The organism is Paenibacillus sp. BT-177 (assembly GCF_025846815.2).
GTDB lineage: Bacteria > Bacillota > Bacilli > Paenibacillales > Paenibacillaceae > Paenibacillus > Paenibacillus polymyxa_C.
This window is the reverse complement of the sequence record NZ_JAOYTP010000002.1, coordinates 91,764-112,598: the sequence shown is the minus strand read 5'-3', so window position 1 is coordinate 112,598 and position 20,835 is coordinate 91,764. Positions and strand designations below refer to the sequence as shown.

20 protein-coding genes are annotated in these 20,835 nt (G+C 44.7%); 10 read left to right on the top strand and 10 right to left on the bottom strand.

The window, feature by feature from the left end:
* Nucleotides 1-84 precede the first annotated feature (84 nt).
* From OIU26_RS06640 to OIU26_RS06630, 3 genes are read left to right on the top strand one after another with little or no spacing between them, the layout of a single operon-like run.
* Nucleotides 85-684: a hypothetical protein gene (locus tag OIU26_RS06640; protein ID WP_155742255.1), complete on the top strand. Its 600-nt coding sequence runs from the start codon at nt 85-87 to the stop codon at nt 682-684.
* Nucleotides 674-1,258, top strand: a complete 585-nt coding sequence (locus OIU26_RS06635; RefSeq protein ID WP_264216335.1) for a response regulator transcription factor — start codon at nt 674-676, stop codon at nt 1,256-1,258. Before OIU26_RS06640 ends, OIU26_RS06635 begins: the two co-directional genes overlap by 11 nt.
* 24 nt (nt 1,259-1,282) lie before the next feature.
* The gene (locus tag OIU26_RS06630) at nt 1,283-3,004 is read left to right on the top strand and encodes an ABC transporter ATP-binding protein (protein WP_264216334.1); all 1,722 of its coding nucleotides are present in this window, start codon (nt 1,283-1,285) and stop codon (nt 3,002-3,004) included.
* Nucleotides 3,005-3,046: 42 nt separating this feature from the next.
* On the opposite strand, the gene OIU26_RS06625 is transcribed toward OIU26_RS06630, so the two are convergent.
* From OIU26_RS06625 to OIU26_RS06615, 3 genes are all read right to left on the bottom strand, one after another.
* On the bottom strand, nt 3,047-3,376 hold the full coding sequence (locus OIU26_RS06625) for an AzlD domain-containing protein (RefSeq protein WP_264216333.1): 330 nt from the start codon (nt 3,374-3,376) through the stop codon (nt 3,047-3,049).
* Nucleotides 3,373-4,098 carry an AzlC family ABC transporter permease gene (locus OIU26_RS06620; RefSeq protein WP_264216332.1) on the bottom strand — a complete coding sequence of 242 codons (726 nt, stop codon included), beginning with the start codon at nt 4,096-4,098 and terminating at the stop codon, nt 3,373-3,375. The genes OIU26_RS06625 and OIU26_RS06620 overlap by 4 nt, the downstream gene beginning before the upstream one ends.
* A 344-nt stretch (nt 4,099-4,442) precedes the next feature.
* Nucleotides 4,443-5,681 (bottom strand): MFS transporter, encoded by a 1,239-nt coding sequence (locus OIU26_RS06615; RefSeq protein ID WP_040101765.1) that lies wholly within the window; start codon nt 5,679-5,681, stop codon nt 4,443-4,445.
* 279 nt (nt 5,682-5,960) lie between these two features.
* Here OIU26_RS06615 and OIU26_RS06610 point away from each other — a divergent pair, with 279 nt between their 5' ends.
* Both OIU26_RS06610 and OIU26_RS06605 read left to right on the top strand, forming a co-directional pair.
* Complete coding sequence (locus OIU26_RS06610; protein WP_264216331.1) at nt 5,961-6,509, top strand: helix-turn-helix domain-containing protein; 549 nt, start codon at nt 5,961-5,963, stop codon at nt 6,507-6,509.
* A 99-nt stretch (nt 6,510-6,608) separates the two neighbouring features.
* Nucleotides 6,609-7,124 carry an acyl-CoA thioesterase gene (locus OIU26_RS06605; RefSeq protein WP_014599583.1) on the top strand — a complete coding sequence of 172 codons (516 nt, stop codon included), beginning with the start codon at nt 6,609-6,611 and terminating at the stop codon, nt 7,122-7,124.
* A 108-nt stretch (nt 7,125-7,232) separates the two neighbouring features.
* On the opposite strand, the gene OIU26_RS06600 is transcribed toward OIU26_RS06605, so the two are convergent.
* Nucleotides 7,233-8,699: an RICIN domain-containing protein gene (locus OIU26_RS06600; protein WP_264216330.1), complete on the bottom strand. Its 1,467-nt coding sequence runs from the start codon at nt 8,697-8,699 to the stop codon at nt 7,233-7,235.
* 226 nt (nt 8,700-8,925) lie between these two features.
* Between OIU26_RS06600 and OIU26_RS06595 the strand changes: the two genes are divergently transcribed.
* Both OIU26_RS06595 and OIU26_RS06590 read left to right on the top strand, forming a co-directional pair.
* Nucleotides 8,926-9,624, top strand: coding sequence for a 4'-phosphopantetheinyl transferase superfamily protein (locus OIU26_RS06595; protein ID WP_264216329.1), 699 nt, complete (start codon nt 8,926-8,928; stop codon nt 9,622-9,624).
* 47 nt (nt 9,625-9,671) lie between these two features.
* A complete protein-coding gene (locus tag OIU26_RS06590) occupies nt 9,672-11,261 on the top strand; it encodes an amidohydrolase (protein WP_264216328.1) in 1,590 nt (529 codons plus the stop codon).
* Between the two features lie 70 nt (nt 11,262-11,331).
* On the opposite strand, the gene OIU26_RS06585 is transcribed toward OIU26_RS06590, so the two are convergent.
* From OIU26_RS06585 to OIU26_RS06575, 3 genes are all read right to left on the bottom strand, one after another.
* The gene (locus tag OIU26_RS06585; RefSeq protein WP_107733906.1) at nt 11,332-12,957 is read right to left on the bottom strand and encodes an S-layer homology domain-containing protein; all 1,626 of its coding nucleotides are present in this window, start codon (nt 12,955-12,957) and stop codon (nt 11,332-11,334) included.
* Nucleotides 12,958-13,112: 155 nt separating this feature from the next.
* Entirely contained in the window at nt 13,113-13,964 is an 852-nt protein-coding gene (locus tag OIU26_RS06580) for a DegV family protein (protein ID WP_058829282.1), read from the bottom strand.
* A gap of 32 nt (nt 13,965-13,996) precedes the next feature.
* A complete protein-coding gene (locus OIU26_RS06575) occupies nt 13,997-14,470 on the bottom strand; it encodes a hypothetical protein (RefSeq protein WP_025676418.1) in 474 nt (157 codons plus the stop codon).
* Nucleotides 14,471-14,689: 219 nt separating this feature from the next.
* Between OIU26_RS06575 and OIU26_RS06570 the strand changes: the two genes are divergently transcribed.
* A complete protein-coding gene (locus tag OIU26_RS06570; RefSeq protein ID WP_040101759.1) occupies nt 14,690-15,073 on the top strand; it encodes a DUF423 domain-containing protein in 384 nt (127 codons plus the stop codon).
* A gap of 105 nt (nt 15,074-15,178) precedes the next feature.
* On the opposite strand, the gene OIU26_RS06565 is transcribed toward OIU26_RS06570, so the two are convergent.
* The 3 genes from OIU26_RS06565 to infC form a co-directional block, all read right to left on the bottom strand.
* Nucleotides 15,179-15,727, bottom strand: coding sequence for a hypothetical protein (locus OIU26_RS06565; protein ID WP_058829284.1), 549 nt, complete (start codon nt 15,725-15,727; stop codon nt 15,179-15,181).
* 438 nt (nt 15,728-16,165) lie between these two features.
* The gene (locus OIU26_RS06560; RefSeq protein ID WP_264216327.1) at nt 16,166-16,936 is read right to left on the bottom strand and encodes an ANT(4')-I family aminoglycoside nucleotidyltransferase; all 771 of its coding nucleotides are present in this window, start codon (nt 16,934-16,936) and stop codon (nt 16,166-16,168) included.
* Nucleotides 16,937-17,092: 156 nt separating this feature from the next.
* On the bottom strand, nt 17,093-17,608 hold the full coding sequence (infC, locus tag OIU26_RS06555) for a translation initiation factor IF-3 (RefSeq protein ID WP_264216326.1): 516 nt from the start codon (nt 17,606-17,608) through the stop codon (nt 17,093-17,095).
* Between the two features lie 172 nt (nt 17,609-17,780).
* Between infC and OIU26_RS06550 the strand changes: the two genes are divergently transcribed.
* Nucleotides 17,781-18,776 carry an ABC transporter substrate-binding protein gene (locus OIU26_RS06550; RefSeq protein WP_013370192.1) on the top strand — a complete coding sequence of 332 codons (996 nt, stop codon included), beginning with the start codon at nt 17,781-17,783 and terminating at the stop codon, nt 18,774-18,776.
* Nucleotides 18,773-20,821, top strand: coding sequence for an iron ABC transporter permease (locus OIU26_RS06545; protein WP_264216325.1), 2,049 nt, complete (start codon nt 18,773-18,775; stop codon nt 20,819-20,821). Before OIU26_RS06550 ends, OIU26_RS06545 begins: the two co-directional genes overlap by 4 nt.
* The last annotated feature ends 14 nt before the right edge of the window (nt 20,822-20,835 follow it).

The following is a 20,835-nucleotide window of genomic DNA, read 5'->3' as shown; positions in this document are numbered from 1 at the left end:
TTAATTAATAATCATCAACAATTAGCATTCTCTTATCTACTAATCAATATGGTTATAGGGATATTGATACCCATTTACATATTTATGGACTTTTACAATGAGTTTTTTTTAGGAAAAATGACACTTAATCATATGCTACCACTCAAAACATCAAGTCTATTCTTTATTAAATCAATAGTATTTTTAATTGGAATTATGGTTGTATGGGGGGCAACTCTCATAGAGATTTTTCTTAATCCGCAAGGGTTATACTTAACGCGCATTGTGCAGTCAACTAGTCCTTCCGAGGGTATTTTATATTTATTTTGTTCAAAGTTTTTTGGAATGTTAAGTGGGCTTTCATTGATGGGGTTTGCAATCTCTTTAGCAAAATGGGTGAGTAAAAAGGTAGCAACAGGTCACCTATTGATTGCCTTTATTTTTATTGCAGTAATCGGCTTTCAATTTGCTTTAATTATAAAAGGGTCTTGGCATTGGAGCATTGGAACATCATCACTAGAATCGTTTAAACAGTACGCCAATATGCTTACAATAAGTACCTTTTCCAATCGTCCAACCTTTCCCGACATTAAAGAAACAATTCATTGGGATTCAGTCGTAATGAATGTAATTGTTACAATAATTTCAGGAAGTTTTGCAGCTTTATTATTTAATTCAAAAAGGTATGAAATTTATGGTAAATAAATTGGCTTGGCAAAACAAACTCAAAGTATGGATTGAGCCGGAAAAGGACATGTATGCATTTTTTTTTAGATCGTATACTGATTTTATTGAAAAAGGTATATTTGAGGATTATCAACTATTAGTTTGTGATATAGAATTAATTAGTTTGGATGAGCTGGAGCCCATATACAGAAGAGATAGACCAATAATAATAAGCATTTCAAACCATAAGTCTCCCAAAATAAAGCAGTTATTGAAACTTGGTATCTCCGGCATTGTGTATAAGACAGCTACATCGGCACAATTGATGCGGACCATTCGTAATGCTTTAGATGGATTGGCTACGTTACCAATGGAATTATTTCGAAGCTTACATACCATTCCAGAATATGATGATATATTAATCAGCCCTAAGGAACGCTCAATTCTAGAAGGGTTAGCATTAGGAAAAAGCAACAAAGAGCTAGCAGCCCTTTTATATGTTAGCCAGAGGACAGTCGAATATCATTTGACACATATATTTAGTAAATTCAACGTTCATACAAGAACTGAGGCAGTAATGGCAGCTAAGTCTAAAGGAATAATTCATGTGTGAATACTTTTTTCTGGAGGCAGGAAAATGACTTTATTTCTATTTAAATATAAATATAGGTTTTTTGTAGTCATTTTTATGATCAGTCTCGCTAGTTTGCTCGATATTTATCTAGCCTTTATATTCAAAAGTTTAATAGACACCGCCACATCGCAGGGGGAAAAGCAGTTTATTGAAACTTCCTTAATTGCAATAGGCTTTATTATAATTAACTCTCTCGTAAAAATGTTTTCCAATTTATCGCAATCTTCTTATCTCTGTAAGACGGTGTTGTTTTTAAAAGAGATTGTTTTCCAACATATTCTATATAAAGACCATTCTCAGTTTACTTCAAACCATAGTGCAAAGTACATTTCGATCATGAATAATGATATTAAAATGATTGAGGATGATTACTTGAAAAATATATTTTCTTTGACCAGCACAGGAGTTTCGTTTTTGGCGGCTCTTTTTGCTATGTTTGTTTTGAGTCCTAGTATTGTTGTTATATTACTTTTACTTACACTAATATCCATTTTAATTCCACGTATTTTTGAAAAAAAAATCCGAACCAGAAAACGAAATATTGCAGATGCTTTAGAAAAATTTACGATAAAAATAAATGATATTTTTTCTGGATTTGCTGTTATTAAAAGCTATGGAGTAGAGCAACATGTGGAGCAGCAATTTCGTTTTAATAATACGGTCGTTGAAAATAATAAGTATTTATTTTTTAAATTAAATGCTTATGTAAGCTCATTGAGCGATGTATTTGGAGGAGTAATGTTTATCTCTGTATTTCTTGTTGGCAGTTTTTTATCTATTCGAGGAGCTATCACACTAGGTACTATGATCGCTTGTGTACAGTTGACTAATAAAGTTGTCAATCCAGTATATATGAGTATTCAATACATAACTCAAATTAGGGCATTGCGTGATATTTCGGCTAAAATATTAGAAATTTTACACGAAGATCAGGATGGTAACCAATATATAAAAAAAACATCAATAGAACACTCTGTTCGTTTTACAAATGTGAGCTTTGGTTATGCCCGAAATCACCCAAATTTACATGATATTAACATGGTTTTGAATAAAGGGGGAAAATATGCCCTTGTAGGGCCTAGCGGGTCTGGGAAGTCTACTTTGCTTAAGCTCCTAATGAAACAATATGATGATTATGATGGAATTATTTATGTAGATGATTTGGATTTAAAGTTCATATCTGCTGAGGATTGGTGTCGGTTAGAATCGGTTGTGCAGCAAGACGTTTTTTTATTCGATAGCAGTATTAAAGAAAATATTACAATGTATCAATCGTTCCAAGATGAGATTCTATCCAATGTGATAAGTGCCTCTGGGCTTAATAAACTAATCGATAAATTGCCTTATGGTTTGGACACACAGATTGGTGAAAAAGGAGGGAGGCTATCAGGGGGAGAAAAACAAAGAATTGCGATTGCCAGAACCTTAATTAGGCAAACACCGTTATTACTCCTTGATGAAGCAACTTCATCTTTGGATAGTGAAACGGCGAATGCCATTGAAGAGGTGATATTAGGTCTCGAAACTATTACATGTTTGGTAGTAACGCATCGTTTGTCTAAAGCTGCATTGCAGCAATATGATAAGATATTTGTTATGTCAGATGGAAGAGTAGTAGAAGAAGGTTCCTTTGATTATTTAATAGAGAATAAAGGTTATTTTTATCATTTATATAAATTTGTAAATGATTCTTCAATAAATCAGACACAACCTATATATACTTGATTTCACGATTTAACTATAGTTAGTTCTACACCCTTTTTTGATCTACCCCATCCACAAAAGTCGAACTACAGCCATACTCACAATACCGACAACCACAGTAGCCAGCAAATTTTTACTCCACAAAGCGGTCATCAGCGTAGGAAGGACCGCTATAAGCACTTGCCCATTAAGAGTGACCGAGGTTTCGGTTCGTACGAGCAGGTTTTCCATGACCAGTGCCGTGAAAATGCAAATGGGGATGTAGGACAGCCACTGCAACACGGGTTTGGGTAGCGTCAGTTTTTGCAGCACGACAAAGGGAATGATCCTTGGGATGGCTGTGACAATCATCGCACCGATAATGATATATAGCACATTGGGATTAATATTCATTTGTCGGTTAACACTCCAATCGTTGCGGTGATCATGGTCGCTACAATGACGGCGATATGTGATGGCACCCACCAGGATAAAAGGTACATTAGAACGGCCATACATAGCACAAGCAGCAGGCGATGCTTGAGTTTGGAGGTCTGGACACTTTGGAGCTGAGAAATGAGTAGGGCCAGAAACATTGCAGGTAAGGCAAAGTCCAGACCAAAAGCTTCCGGCTGGGAAATCCAATTCCCGAGCACTCCACCAGCCACACAGGAAGCAATCCAAGCGAGATAAGCTGTAATATTAAGTCCGTTCATCCAGCGGTCACTGACCTGCCCGCCTTTAGCCAATTTATCCGACGCTACCCCAAAGGATTCATCCGTTAAAAGGATACCGATGCCTATGTTTTTCCGCAGTGAATATTTAGAAAAGTAAGGAGCCAATGATGCACTTAACAGCAGGTGGCGGGCATTCACAATAAATGTCGTTAAAATAATGACAGATGGAGGACTGGCTGCAGCCAGCATCGAGCACATAATAAACTGGGAGGCGCCTGCGTATACAAGCGCTGACATCAGACCAATTTCCATGGTGCTAACCCCTGATGAAGCGCCTACAATGCCTGCCGCGAATCCAATACATACATAACCAAGCAGTGTAGGAATACAATCTTTAACCCCTTGTAAAAAGCTGAGTGAATCGCGCTTTGTTCCACTCAACTCCGAAGCTATGGACATTTCAACCTTACCCCCAGTGTATAAATTTTATAATAGTATATAACGGAAGTTGTAAAGCATCAATATATTATACGTTTGTATGTTATATTGAATATCTCCTATAGCGAACACGTAGTCTTATTGTACACTCTCGGCCACACTCTTCTAATCAGAAACAGTCTAATAAAGTAGACTACAGGAGAATTGCCTTGAGCCCTTCAAAATGGCAAACGGACAAAAGCTGATGATTAGTCAAAGCAGCTCGGATGTGTTCATACAAGGACTGTTTTGACTGAACGGGGAGTTCGTAAAAAAAGGGCGCCCCAGTCAGTTCATGACTTATGGGACAACCCTAAAGTGGTGGCTTATATAAGCTCCTGCCGTTTTTTCAGATATCCGTAGAGAATAATTCCCGAGACCGCGCAGATGGCTGCGCATAGGCCAATAACTCCATATCCCGCCTGAAGCCCGCGCAATATGCCAAGCTCAGTGGTTGCGCCGTAGACTATCTTGACCCCTTCGATTACCCAGCCGATCACATAGTTGCCAATGACACTACCTATGCCCATCAGCGTGACGACGAACGTAATAGCTGTATCACTGTCCTTAGGATATCTCCGTGCAATGAACGCCATCACGGTCGGATAGATCATTGCAATGCCTGCACCCGATGCGGCAAAGAGAAACGCCAGTCTCTCCCCACCCGCGATTGCTGCGAACGTACATATCGCTGAGAAGGCGGAGAATAAAATCGTCGAAAGCACAAACCCCATTCGGTCTGTGAGCGGACCAAGCAACAGGCGCCCCAACGAGAAGGTAAGAAAGAACGCGGAGAGCATGCTGGACGCCTTTACTGTACTCCATGAATACGCTTTCTCTAAAAAGTTAACTAGCCAGCCTCCAACTGCCAGCTCGGAGACTACTCCAAACGATAGGATCATTACCATCATCCAGAGTGCCGGATCGCGGGTTAGGGTCTTGAGTGAGGTCCGTTCCTCATGCTGCAGATCGTCTCCCGGGAAGGTGCTGAGCAGTGCGGCCACAATCGGCAGCAGACAGAGCGACAACATAGCCAGATACATCCCTCGCCAGTCCAGCGTATGTCCAAATACCGTCAGTGACATGACTCCCGTCGCCAGCAAAGGGGCGACTGTTGAGCTAAGCCCATAGAAAAAGTGGGACAAATTCATCATCGTGCCGGTATTTTTTACAAAAATCCTCGCCCCCAAAATTGCGAGTGCAATCTCCAGCATGCCGTTCCCGATATACATCAAGAAGTAGGACGAGGCGAAGAATGGATACGTGTGCGACAGATAAATGAATACTCCCGAGATGATCATGGAAGCAAAGGAAATAATGCTGACCGCCTTGATTCCCCACTTACGGACAAGGACGGCGGTGAACGAGCAGGCAATCAAATACCCAAGTGCGTTTAGAGACAACAATGTTCCGAGCTGCTGTTCATCCAGATTGAAGTCGAATTGAATGCGTGGAATGGCAGGGCCTTTAATATTTTCCGAGATACCAAATACAATAAAGCCAATAAAAATTGTCGCCAGCTGCATCGTGTACATGTGGCGGGACTTGCGGGTTTGCGGATTCAAATTTAGTCCCTCCTAGATAGTTAACGTTGATTTTCTCACCTGTTGGGTGTTCAGGGACGGAAAAGACATAGGATAGCAACCCCTTTCAAGATATTACAACAGTTTTGAAAAACATTTTAATAAGTGAAGTTTAAGGACATTTATATTCAATGTCAATGTTTTAATTGGCATGTTGAAGTAAACGAGGAACCTGACCATAATAGAGTAAATTGTAGCTACAGCGGGTACTTTTGTGTATTCTTCATATATAGACTTTTGGATATGAGGAGGTATAATTCGGTGGATTCAATGCAATATATTATTGGTTCTAATTTGGCTCAAATCAGGAAGACTAGAGGACTTAGTTTGGATAAGGTGGCTGAACTGACAGGGGTTAGCAAAGGGATGTTGGCTCAAATTGAGAAGGGGAAATCCAATCCTACGGTAACCACGCTTTGGAAGATTGCGAACGGCTTGCACGTATCCTTCTCGACCTTTCTTAAAGAAGACCCGCCGCAAATCACGAAGATTCGGAGAGCAGATTTGCATCCAGTTATTGATGAGGACGGTAACTATTTTGTTTACCCTGTCTTCCCGTATCACTCGGAAAAGAAGTTTGAGGTATTCACGGTAAGTCTGAAGCCAGGCTTTACACACAAGGCAGAAGAGCATCTGGGAGAGGAAACGATTCTCATGATCCGTGGGGAAATGTACTTTGAAATGCAGGGGCAACAGCTCAAACTGAGTTCAGGGGACGCCGTGCAATTTCAAGGATCTGATTTCCATACCTATCGTAATGATTCGGATGAGGATGCCGATTTTTATGTATTGATTTATTATGCGGATTAGTGGGATGATTAACATAGTCTACAACAGACTTCGACACAGGATTCTGCAGAATTCTGAGATATAAAAAGAGAGTAACGAGGAAAAGAGAGGAAAGAACCCATGGAAAGCAAGTACATCCGAGAAACCTACTGCTTTAAGACGTCCCGAGTATTTCCCAACGATATCAACAATCATAACACGCTTTTCGGAGGTCGGTTGATGTCGTATATCGACGATATCGCATCTATAGCTGCCGCCAAGCTGTGCCGTACGAACACAGTTACAGCCTCTACAGATTCGGTGGATTTTTTGCTGCCTATCCACCCGAGCGATTCTGTCACGCTGGAAGCGTTCGTAACTTGGACAGGCCGCAGCTCGATGGAGGTATTCGTAAAAGTGATTCGCGAAGGATTAATGACAGGCGACCGCAAAATTGCAGCCACCGCCTTCCTGACCTTTGTGGCATTGGACGAGAACAATCGTAAAGTGACCGTCCCACAGGTGATTCCGGAAACAGAGGAGCAAATACAATTACACCAGACAGCTCCATCGCGCGCAGCCATACGGCGTCAGCGGAGGGAAGAAAGCAAGCAACTGGCCAGTTTTCTGACGACAGATTTTCCGTGGGAAGTGTAGTGTACTAGACATCACCCATCTTATCGTTTTTGCGTAAAAAGGAGTCGTTTTTCCGTTATGATCACTAAGATCTGTTCGGATGACGGCTCCTTTTGGTAAGGATTTAAGCTATTCTACTTTAACTACACGGAAATGCTGATTCGTCCCGCCATTATCGCCCCATTGAATGGCTTTGGCTCCATCGCCAGTGGCGCCTTCGGAAATGTCGATCAGCTTGCCAGTTGCCCGATTTTTCAGCTTGTAATAGCCCCCGGTTACGGATACGAGCTGCCAATGCTGGCTGGACCAGCCTCCATCATTCCACTGTTCGATCACTGCGCCGTCCGCTGTAGCACCGCTTTCAACACCAATCAGCTTCCCGCTGTTCCGATTCACAATTTTATAGTATCCGCCGCCTGCATCCTTAAGCTGCCATTGCTGGCTTGGTGCTCCGGAATTCGCACGCTGCTCTAGATCTGCTCCGTCTATCGTCGCATTGCCAATGATGCCTAGCGGCTTGTTGCTCTTGCGACTTACCAGCTGATAATAAGCATCCGGGTCGATGACCATCGGCGTGGTTACGCCCTCAACCACACCACTGGCGGTATCAACGTTAATGCTGTCGAACCAATCCATGGCCAATGAAGTTGCAGTTGGAAAACGCAGTGGCAACCACACATATTGCGAATCCTGCACAGGACCGCTCCACGCCCCAGCCCAACGGTCGCCCAAATACAGATATGAGGTCGTCTGCGTACCTTCAACAGGAATGACGTAGGCCGACTGTGAACCGTAAGTCGTCCCGTCCCCGAAGTTCATCGTATTGCTCCAGGTTCCTTCAATGCTGGACGCAGTAGCATACTTGGCCTGATTGGGATTCCAGCCAGTTGCCCCGGATGTAATCAGGAAGTAGACGTCTCCTTTTTTGAACATCGCCGGAGCTTCACGATATTGTCCTGGCCAGAGTGTAGCCACCAGCGATTCAACTTGAAGAAAATCCGGTGTCAGGCGATAAATGTTCAGATCGGCGTTTACACGGGTAGCCGATATCAGGTATGCAGTACCGTTATCGTTGTATACAGTCATATCGCGCGAATCATAATCCAGCGGACGGAAGCTGCCCTGATACGTATAATCGCCGTCTACAGTATCAGATGAGGCAACTGCCACTCGGGCTTCGTTGTAATTAATCCCGTTTTCCTTGTGCATCCATAATACGTATTTGCGTGTTTTTTCATTATAAATTACTTTCGGACGTTCAATATTCGATACATTCAGCTCTACGGCCGAGCTGCTGGTCAGCACGTTTTTACGAAACTCCCAGTTTTTTAAATCCGAGGAACGATAAGCGGATACCGCCTTGAACGTTCCATTCGGATTACGATTTTCACCAAACCAATAATAATAACCGTCCACTTTAATCATTCCGCCCCCATGGGCATGGACCACGTTTCCATCTGTATCTTTAAACTGAATTCCATTTACTACATTCGCTGAAGCAGCTGAAGCAATCTTAGGTGAGAACATCTGAAAAATGCTTAACGAAAGCAAAATAGTGAGCATAATACACAGCAAGCGGGCAAAATCATATTTCATTGTTTCGTCCTCCTCTGTATGTGTTATTTTAAAGCGCTTTCATTAGTGGGTTCTATAGAGTAGCTTTGAAGAGCTGCTTATCCCAATTGTATCCATATTGAATTGAAAGTGCTAGAGTAGTATATTGACCATGTATATGGCAAGCGTCATCCAAATTTGACAGACTTCAATCGAATAGTGAGTGTTACAAACGTATTATATTCATTAGGATATACGGGAGGCGACCATGGAAATATACGCGATTGATACGAGCAAGCCAGAGGCTGAGAATCATTACGAATTACTGGTAAATCGGGTTTCGCTGGCAAAACAGCACAAGTTGGATCGTTTTTTACATCGGGAAGACGCTTTGAGGGGGTTATACGCTGATGTGTTGTTAAGATGGTTGGCTTGTCGACAATTAAAAATACCGAATGCCAGCCTTCAGTTTACATACAATGTTTTTGGCAAGCCCTCCTTGTTGAATGCGCCGGCATTTCATTTTAATGTTTCCCATTCGGGAAAATGGGTAGTATGCGCTATCGATGATCATCCGCTTGGTATTGACATTGAACAGCTCCGTCCTATTGATTTTGAAGTAGGCAGGGTGTGCTTCTCGGACACAGAGTATGATGCATTAATGCATCAGGATGCAGAGAGTCGTTTATCCTATTTTTACGATCTTTGGACGCTTAAGGAAAGTTTTGTGAAGGCCGAAGGACAGGGGCTAACGCTGCCGTTAAAGTCTTTTTCATTCGAGTTGGAAACACAACCGTCTATAGGTTTCACGACAGAGGGCTTTACTACGGAGTATTGTCATTTTAAGCAGTATGAGCTAGACCCAGATTATAAAATGGCTGTCTGTGCAGCTCATGATGACTTTGCACAGGTGGTACAGCAGGTAGATATAAATACACTACGTTTGGAAGTAGCAACCCTGGCGTAATATGCAGCAGATCAAGCGTATAGTTGGAAAAAAGGAGATGAGTGGCGTTGACATTCGTTTTGTTCAAGCACGGCAGGTTATATGGGGACTGGGCTACCAAAGGAGACTCCATCGTTGTACAGCATGGCCGCATACAGGCCATTGGAAATGCTCGGGAGCTTGAATTGCAGTTATCTGGTAAGGAGTATGAAACCGTGGATTGGGAGGGAGCCAATGTATTGCCGGGTTTAACCGATGCCCATATGCATTTGTCTATGCATGGTATGAAGCTAGCTATGCTGGATTTAACATCAGCTACTTCCAAGGACGAGATGCTGGCTATGCTGCGCAAGCGGGTCGCTGTAACACCGCCGGGAGAGTGGATTTTAGGACTTAATTGGAACGAAAATGCGTTTAATCCTGTTGAAATTCCGAATATAGCTGAGCTAGATGCCATTACAGATCAGCACCCGGTATATCTGACTCGTACGTGTTTTCATACGTTTTTAGCCAATTCAGAGGCATTTCGGCGTGCAGGTATTAACGAGAACACCCCTGATCCGGCTTCAGGAGCCTATGGACGGGACGCAGAGGGTCGATTAAATGGACTGATTTATGAGGAAGCATCCTTTGCCTTTACAAGCGTGCAGCCAGAGCCGGATTATTCGGTGAAGAAGGATACGATCCGGCGAGCTTGTCTGGATGCGCTACGGCTGGGGCTGACTGCTGCGCATACGGAGGATTTACGTTTTTTGGGCAGCGTGGAGACAATGCAGCGAATTTACAGAGAGCTGAGAGAAGAAGGTCTTGCATTTCGCACACACCAGCTCATCTATCATCCATTTATGGAAGAAGTGAAAGTACAGGAGCTGCGTGCAGGTACCGGAAATGAGTGGTTCAAAATCGGTGCGATTAAAATGTTTGCTGATGGCGCTATTGGTGGAAGAACGGCTTTATTATCCGAACCTTATAGTGATGCTCCACATACGTGTGGAATGGCCATCCAACCACAGTCAGAGCTAAATCAGATGGTGGCAGCAGCCAGAGCTGCAGGCTTTCCAGTGGCTGTACATGCCATCGGAGATGAAGCGGCGCATATGATTTTGACAGCGATGGAGGCTCATGGATTAACGGAGGAAAGCGGGTTGCCGGATCGTCTGATTCATGGGCAGGTGCTAAGGGCTGATTTGGTCAAAAGAATGGCGAAGCTGCCGCTGATTGCGGACATCCAGCCTCGTTTTGTCGCCAGTGACTTTCCCTGGGTGCTGGATCGAGTTGGGAAAGAACGGAGCGAATATTTGTATGCCTGGAAAAAGCTGCTGCAAGCAGGCATTCCGTGCGCTGGAGGCAGTGATGCGCCGATTGAGCCATTAAACCCATTTCTGGGTATACATGCGGCAGTGACTCGCGCCAAGCCGGAAGAAACGCATGAGGGCTATCTTCCCGCTGAGAAGTTGGATGTTCACGAAGCCATTCATCTGTTTACTATGGGAAGCGCAGTAGCCGCTGGGGAAGCTAATGAAAGAGGGACAATCGCTGAAGGCAAAGCTGCTGACTTTACCGTTATTGACCGCGATGTATCGGAAAGTCACCAGGATTTACTTGATGTTAAGGTGCGGATGACCGTTGTGAACGGGCAAGTTGCATATCGGTCGTAGGCTGATAATACGTATGTATGGCAAAAGCCTTCAACTTCACTTTTTACGTGAGGTTGAAGGCTTTTGACTTTTACAAGCCACGCTGTATAAAGCGGTCCGCATTCTTCACACTGGACCACAGATCAGAGCTTGCGCCGCCTGAATACCAATAGGCGAAGCCGGCAAATCCTTCATCCTGGCCCAAGCGGTACTTACGAGTAAAGGATCGCCCTTCTTCCAGCCATAGCTTATGAAGCTGAGTATCTTTGTATGATACGGTATACTGCTGAATATCCTCGTTCCAGATCGGTTTGGAAGAGATACGGGATACTAGCTGATTTTGCTGGTCTAATGAAATATCAGAGGAAGCGATTGACTGTCCGCTAGTGTTAAGTGTCCAATTCCGTGTAAATAAGGGCAACGCCAAAATCGCTTTCTCCGGATCGGTGGTTTGTACAAAGCGCCGCACGCTTTCACGCAGCCATGGCAGTGAGGACACGGAGCCGGGGATCGAGCTCCCTCCCCAATGCTCGTCATATCCCATCAGGATTAGATAGTCTGCCACAGCGCCAAGCTTTTGATAATCAAAAGCGGCAGTCCAGTCCGTTCCGTAATCAGGAGATACACAAAGCGCCAGTACCGCATTTTGACTTTTCAACTTAGCCTTTAATTGTTGGACGAACAATGTAAGGTAGGCACGATCCTGACCATCTACATTTTCAAAATCAATGACAAGCCCGTCCAAACCATGTACAGACACAGCATTGGCAAGTTGAGTTATGGTTGTAGCCCGTAGAACCTCACTGGACAGAATTTGGTGCGTTAGCGCCAGATTGGAGCGGTTGCCTACCATAGCCCAGATTTTTTTTTGATGCTGTTTGGACCAGGTAAGCAGCGAAGAATTGGTGTAATCGCTGATACTGCCTGTTTCGTTCAGAAAAAACCAGCGTGGTGAGAGGGTGTTGATGTTGGATTGAAGCACCGTATTTTCAAACTGCTGAACGGTTTGGTCATATTGCCAGCCTAATCGAATGGAAGAAGCAGTGGAAGCAGCTTGGCGAGCATGCTGTGCTGAATACGTCAGCAGACGCTCCAATAATGCCGCTGTTTCTTCACGAGTGAGAGAAGATGCCGGGCGAAAATAGTTGTTTTCACCTTTCATAAAGCCGTAACGATTCACGGTGGTTACCCCTTCAAGAGCCCAATCAGCAATTTCATCACGATCTATGAAAGAGGAAATGGCGTTACCTGATCCGCCCGAAGAGCGGATGAGACGTGCAATCATTAAGGCTGCTTCTTGCCGGGTTATAGGACTATTGGGTTGAAATGTAGCGGAAGAACCTCCCTGTACGATATCAAGCTGCGAAGCCGCCTCAATCCAACCGTAGTACCACGCCTGTTTGGGAACATCCCGATAGGAGGAAACAACTGCTTGTACAGGTTCTAGCCCGAGTGTACGGTCCAATGCGGTAACCCATTCAGCTCTGGTAACGGCCTTTTTAGGAGAAAAGTAACCAGGTTGTGTACCATTCAAAATTCCTTTAGCATGCAGGGAAATAATAGACTGATAGGCGTAGCTGTGTGCAATATCCCGAAAAGCTACGCCGGATGCTGCTGCCGGGGCAGCTAAATATGAAGTGAATGTTGTAAATATTGTAATGGCTGTAGTTGCCGATAGAGTAAACCTGGTTAGCCAACGCGATCGTTTGGAACTCATCTCCAATAACCTTCTTTTTATGATAGATTGTAAGTGTATATATTGTTACTCGACGAATAATACTATCAAAAAGAGGAAAGTTATTCATTGCTAAATTGCTGGAAAAATACCAAAAAACCCGCTACCAATGGGTAACAGGTTTGATATTGGATAAACTATGCTTTTTTGGTATACATAATACCGATCGTTTGTGGACCACAATGACTGGATATAACACAGCCTGCTGTTGTTAGCAGTACCTCTTGTGCGTTTGTTTCCTCTTTCAGACGTGCTTGCAGCATCAGCGCATCTTCCTCAGCCAAAGCGTGCACGACAATAATCATATCGTTATCCATCAAATCCCGATGGTTCAGGGCATTTTGCAGCATTTGTTCTAGTGCTTTTTCACGTTTGCCGCGAACCTTGTAGGCGGGCGTCATTTTTCCGTCAATCACTTTGATTACCGGACGAATTTTGAGCAGACTGCCGATCAGGTTTTGCATTCCTGAGCATCTTCCGCCTTTATATAGGTATTCGAGTGTATCAATCACAAATTCCGTGTCGATTAGCGGTCTGGTTGCCGTCAACATGTCTACAATCTGCTCTATCGTACTACCGTTAGCTGCTGCGCGAGCAGCTTTCATCACAAGCAGGCCAAAGCCGCACGACAAATTTAGGGAATCAAAAACCGTAATGCGACCTTCTGGAAATTCGGAGGCAGCGAGCAGCGCATTCTGGTATGTCGATGATAGCTCGGAGGACAGACTGATATATAAAATGTCATCTCCTTGTTCTATGTAGGGCGTAAAGGCTTGAATAAAATCTGCCGGAGAAGGTGCGGCGGTACGAGGTAAGCGTCCCTCGCGGCTGACACGCTGAAATAATTGTTCCGGGTGAATGTTCACCCCATCTTGCAATGCTTCATCACCAAATACTGTATACAATGGTACAATGCTAATCTCGTACTGTTGACGCCAGTGGGCAGGAACATCACTGGTACTGTCTGCAAAAATTTTAATTTTGTTCATACATTAAATCCTCTCTGTGAGATGCAGAAAAATCATAAAGATTGCACAGAGGAAGGATAAATATCCGCTGTGCTATTCGGAATCGAAAGACCGATGGCAAGTAGTGCAATAAAACCTACAATAATGAGTGCATTAATGATTAATCCAGTAATAGCAAAGGTTTTTTTGCGGTTTTTTAACGCAATGCCGATGATCCCGACCACAAGTCCGCTACAATTGAGCAGCAGGCTGGCTAAAAAAATAAAGGGAATCAGCATCGTTCCGGTTTGCTGCAAAGCGACTTCCGGGTTCATTGTTTGGTATTGGCTGAAATGAGCCATCAGATTAATGACCATAATAGCCAAGATAATATATCCGATCAGACTGACGAGCGACATAATAAAAGAAGCAATTCCGGGACCGGAATGCTTGAGCTTGACCGGAGGCTGAAACACAGGAGCTTCTGAAAAAACAGGGTGCTCCTCAGACGCAGCAGGCTTTTGCAAATTAGGATCTTGGTAACTCATTTTTTCAACTCCTTGAACATAGTCCGAACAGGTACTAATTTTCCACAAAATAAACAAAAAAGCAAGCCACTTTACATATTACCCTCCAATAGACAGGGCTTAATCATCGAATTTCGTATGTGGTTTGTTTACACACACTGGCTGGTAAACTTCATGCTGTTCCGATAAAATAAGAAGAACATTCGGGTAAAAGGAACAGTGAAAAGGAGTAAAAAAAACATGCAACGAAGATGGATAATGGTAGGATCTATAATGATGATGTTGGCGGTAGCCATTGGAGCCTTCGGAGCGCATATTGTAAAAGCACGGATCGACGCGGATGCATTGGCTATATATGAAACCGGTGTGAAATACCATATGATTCACGCTGTCGGTTTGCTGATCATTGCATTGGCTGCCGGACAATGGGGCCCTTCGACCCGCTTAAGATGGGCCGCGCGGCTGTTGTTCACGGGTATCATTTTGTTTTCCGGCAGTCTGTATGTGCTGAGTTTAACCGGAATCCGTGTGCTGGGTGCGATCACCCCATTAGGGGGCGTATGTTTTATTGCAGGATGGATATTCCTGGCATGGGCTGCTGCTGGTCTAAAGAAAGAGGCTTAGAAAACTTATCGGTCCATATTAAAAAAGAGAACCGGCAGGAAAGACGCAATGTTTTTCCACCGATTCTCTTTTTTCATGCTTTGTTGTTTTAGTGAGATGTTACACTTATGATGTGATTTCGTCGATCTCATTCATTTTAAAGGAGTATACTTGCTTCTCATCGACATGATACACACTCAGCAGGTTATTATCATGGTCCAGGTTGAGTATGCGGCAAGGAATGCTGCGCTGTCCTCCATAGCGGTTCACAATTAACCGTACAAGCGTATTATCATGTATATAGCGTTTGATCCATTCGTACGTACTAAGGTCTTGTTGTATTGCAGGCTTTGGCTGTACGTGGGATTGTTTGATCTCTTGAACAACGGGTGTCTTGTTCGGAATTGCGGCTGATTTCTTTTTGGAGAATCTTTCCGCAAGCGTAGCGGCTGCATCAGATGGGCTATTAACAGCCGACTGTTTTTTTAGATATAATGCAGCTTCAATTAAATTGCCAAGTTCGATACCAGATTGAATCCGACTATCTGCAATTTGTTCGTTTTGGCTCAAGAGATTAAGCAGGAACTGAAGGGCCTCTACGTTCGAACGACCTTTAACTAATACATCAACATTAAATAAATAACTGGTTTCGTCTTGATTTGATTCCTTTTTCATACATCCTCCAGCCCAAGCCCTGGGTAATTAGTCTTTTGTAGTATCTATCAATATATCATTAAAATGTAATCTGTCATAGGGCCTAGGGCCCTGTTATTGGATATTAACAAAAATTAGCTCTATATAAAGACCTATGCATTACATTTTCTCTGAAAACACAGGAAATATACATTCTGGCATGTGTACATGAACAAGGACTGTATATGAGAAGATTAATAGAGCCAAAGTATGCATATACCGAGAATAAGCGAGGTGGGGGATGAAATCAAGTAATTTAAATTTAAAATATTTTACAAAAAAATATAACGTAACATGTCTGTAAAAAGGATCTCATCCGCTCAGAAGAAAAATGAAAATCCCCCTTAACGAAAGGGGGATTTGGCATAGCGAAAATAGGGCATTATAGTAAGCGAAATTAAAGCGGACTTTAATTTCCGATTAAAATGGGATTCGTTGTGAGTTCATATGATAGTCATGTTCGACTGCCCAGCTCACAAGACCACTCCAGAAATTTTCACAGGCTAAAATGATCTTTGTGGATTCCGCTAAGTCACCGGACATGACCATCTTAACCAGATAATCAAATCCTTGTGGACGACTCGGCAGTTCCAGTGCTTCCGGTAGAACCATTGAGCCCGTTGAGAAAAGCTTCTGATTGTGTAACCCAACTAACATAGCCCCATATTGGGCAAACTGCATGATCAAGTACGGCAAGTAAGTACGAGGGCCATTTATACTGACATTTCTAAGCTTTCCAATAAACTCATACATTTCACCTACAAGCACTTCGTTGATGGCATGCCTGAAATCTTCCTTTGTTGGGGATTCGGCAGCTTCCTTTAATATAGAAAAAAAGTCTTTAGGATCATACAGACGAAGTGGGGAAAAGAAGGGTCCATGTGTCAACGGCCAGTCGCCCTCAACGGTAGAGGCGGTTTTCAGAAGAATGTCTGAACTACAGACGTTCACCTCAGCTTTCCAGGGACCCGCCGACCATTCATGGCTAAAATCTACAGGAGCGTTGGATTCACTTAATACACAAAACATTTCAATATCTGAGAAAGGGCCGTCCGTACCTTTGGCAACAGATCCATAGACCCCTATAGCCAAAATTTTGTCTCTATATACCTCATGCAACCTAGTAGCTATTTCGTGGCAAGTCTGAAATCTTTCAATTCGAGAAATGTGAATAGGTCCATTCATGTTCATTAGTGATTCTCCCTCCGATTTGTTGGGGTGAGTTGAAACTAACACATGGATGGAGGAGAACGGGCTTAACGAGGGACATTTTTTCGATGCATTCCAATTCCTCCCAAGGGATTTTCATACGGACGAAGAGACTTGCCCAATCTAACGATTCGCCATTCAGCGAGGGTTTAATTTTACCTGTGAGCCCTTGCCGCCCGTCTGGATTCCAGTTTCCTTTACGCCGACTTCCTTCAGATCACCCAGTAGACGCTCCAGCACCGCTTTGGCGACAGGTGCTTCTTTTGCGCCTGACGCCTTAACGACCAACTGTACCGGCTTACCAGAACGAAGCTGTTTGTCCGCCTGACGCAGCTTCGTGTCGTAATCATGATCCTCAATGTGAGCGGTGAAGCGGAGCTCCTTGACCTTTTCTTTGCCGCTGCTTCCTGCGGCTCGTCCGTTGTTTGTTTTGCTTGCTGCGGCTTTTTTTTGCGCAAGTGCTTTTCCTTTGCCTTTTGCAACCAAACTGCACGGTGGTGGACTACTCATCAGTGAGGTGCAGACCAGATCCACTCCTTTGGATCGGGCCATAGCCAAGGCTTCTGACTTGGAAACAACGCCGAGGTTCTCCCCTGAGAGTCCAGTGAGCACCACCTCATCAGCTTTAATTTGCTCGTTGATTAATACTGCCACTTCAATGTAGCCTCCCTTAAAACAATGATAAAGCTATCATATACGGAACCTGTGTGCGATTCAATTGAACTTCGATATATCCTTATTGACAAAAATCACTAACCCCTATACTCTTTTACTGATAATGATTATCATTTTCCGATGCATATACATACAGGGGTGATTGAGAGAAATGAAAAAGATGTTGAATGGCCTATTGTTATTTGTAGTTTTCGCGATTGTATTGGCAGGTTGCGGTTCGGCTGGGGATAGCTCAAAGACGGAAGGTGCTGCAGGATCTGAGCAGACATCTACAGCGGCTGGTCCAGTTACGGTTAAGGACGACCATGGAGAAGTCAAGCTGGACAAGCCAGCGGAACGTGTCGTTGTACTCGAATGGACGTTTACCGAAGATCTGATTGCCCTTGGCGTACAGCCGGTCGGCAATGCGGACAATGAAAACTACAAGCTGTGGGTAACACCGGAGGCGAAGCTGGCTGATACCGTAACGGATATCGGCACACGGGGCGAACCCAATCTCGAAGCGATTGCGGCGCTCAAGCCAGACCTTATTATCTCTAACGCCGATAACAATGCAGCGATTTATGCGCAGCTTAAGGGAATTGCACCAACGATAGAGTTCGATCCTTACAAGGGGAACGGCTATGATTACGATCGTATGGTTGAAATTTTCAAGCAAGTTGCTGTGGCTACCGGTAAAACGGAACAGGCTGATAAAGTCTTAAGCGAACTTGACCAGCACTATGTAGAAGCAAAGGCTACATTGGAAAAAGCGGGCAAAGCAGACTTTCACTATGCGCTGACACAAGCCTTTACATCTCAAAATGCTGCCAGTCTGCGAATGTTCAAAGAAAATTCGGTTGTAGTGGGAACACTTGCGAAAATCGGTATGGTGAATGACTGGAAGTCGGACCAGACTGAGAAGTACGGATTTAGTACCGTTGGAATCGAAGCTCTTCCAGCTGTACAGGACAGTAATTTTATCTACATTACGCAAAAGACGGACGATATATTTGGCGCCGCGATGAAGAACAACACGGTATGGAACGGACTGAACTTTGTTAAAGAGAAACGGACCTACCCGCTAGACGGCACAACATGGACATTCGGTGGCCCAATCTCATCCAAAGTACTGGTTGATCAAGTAGTCGGAGCTCTGACGAAATGACCCGAACGGACACAACGGGTTTATCGAAGACTTGGCGTATAGGAAGCATCTTTGGGGGCGGTTTGCTCGTCCTCATCGTGCTTTTTTTTGTAAGCTTGTGTTATGGGGAAGCTTCGATCCCGCTGCATACAGTCATCGAGGCGTTGACCCAGCGTCAGGATACGCTTGAGCATAACATGGTGTGGGATCTTCGGATGCCGCGTACGGTTATTGGAATCCTGGCTGGCGGCGCGCTGGCTATTGCCGGTGCTTTGCTTCAGGCCATCACCAAAAATCCACTGGCGGCTTCTGATACCCTAGGGATAAACGCTGGTGCCTACTTTGTGGTCGTACTTGGTGCAGTGATGTTTCCTGGCTTGCTGCACCAGGCGCCATTTCTATTTGCCGCCGCTGGCGGGCTGTTGGCAGCGGTGCTAGCTTATTTTATGGGTGGAGGAAGAGCAGGAACACCGATTCGGTTGGCGCTTGCCGGCCTGATCGTATCCATGGTTCTTGGTTCATTTACCGGAGCGTTGCATATCTTTTATTCATTTGAAACACAGGGGCTGTTTCTCTGGGGTTCGGGCTCACTGGTGCAAAATGATTGGAGTGGGACGACTTACGCTTGGCCTTGGGTAGTAGGACTCTCGGTTATTGCTGTTATGCTGTCAAGGCAGTTTGATGTGCTGGATCTGGATGAGTCCACATCCACATCCCTTGGACAAAAGGTTAGCTTAACCCGGGCGGTGGGAATTGTGCTGGCGGTTCTGCTATCGACCATTACAGTCAGCGTCATTGGTCCCATCGGATTTGTAGGTTTGGTGGCTCCGCATTTGGTTCGCTTAAGCGGGCTGAAAATGCATCGTTGGGTACTACCCGGTTCCTTCCTATGGGGGGCACTGCTGTTGATAGGCGCAGACGTGTTGGCGAAAATGGTTCACAAATCAAGTATGGATTTGCCAACCGGAGCGGTCATGGCCTTGATCGGGGCACCTTGGTTGATTTGGCTGATTTTGTGGAAGATGAAGCTGCCTTCCGGTATCGGTGGACAGTCTTCAATGAACATAGGTGTACGCTCTCGGAAATTACCGTTTGGCAGACTGGTTACAATATTTGCTTGCTGTGCCGTGCTGTTAACGGTATTCAGTCTAATGTTTGGAGGCATGCGCATTCCGGTGGGGGATCTGCTGTCTGGCCTGTTTGGCGGGGAGAACGCGAATTCGGCTTTGCTACAATTTAGAATACCACGCACGTTGGTGGCAGCCGGGGCTGGTATCGCGCTTGCGATCAGCGGCGTCTTGATCCAACTAGCGGTTCGTAATCCTTTGGCGGATGCCTCAATCATCGGGGTTTCTTCGGGGGCTGGTTTCGGGGCGCTTGCAGTGATTATCGTGTGGCCTGGGCTGCCTATTTATATGTTGCCCATCGCGGCAATTGCCGGAGCGACGGTATCGGCAGCGGTAATCTTCTTTTTATCGTGGAACAAGCAACTCAATCCGTCTGTGGTCATCCTGCTTGGTATTGCCGTATCTGCCATCGGATCAGCCGGTATTCAGGTGTTGATCATCCAAGGTTCACTTTGGGGTAGCACAGGCTATATCTGGCTGACTGGTAGTACCTACGCTCGAAACTGGGGGCAGGTGGCGACCATTCTGGCCTTTCTGCTCGTGTTGTTGCCAGTAGCGTGGTGGCTGGCTCGTCGTTTCGATCTTTTGGTATTTGACGATAGCAGTGCCATGGGTCTGGGACTTCCGGTGCGTCGCACCCGGCTGCTGGCGATGGTAGTGGGTGTGCTGCTGGCAGGTGGAGCAGTAGCCTGTGTGGGTACAATTGGCTTCATCGGGCTAATTGCTCCGCATATTGTGCGTACGTTGATCGGGCACCATGTACGCCGTTCCATTGTTCTGTCGAGCATCTTGGGAGCGGTCATGCTGGTGCTGGCGGATACGATTGGACGGACCGTGCTTGCACCGACCGAAATTCCTTCTGGATTGCTGATTGCATTGATCGGTGCACCGTATTTTCTGTATTTGATGTACCGCTCGAATAAGAGTAAATCTGTGTAGTTGAGATGACACGA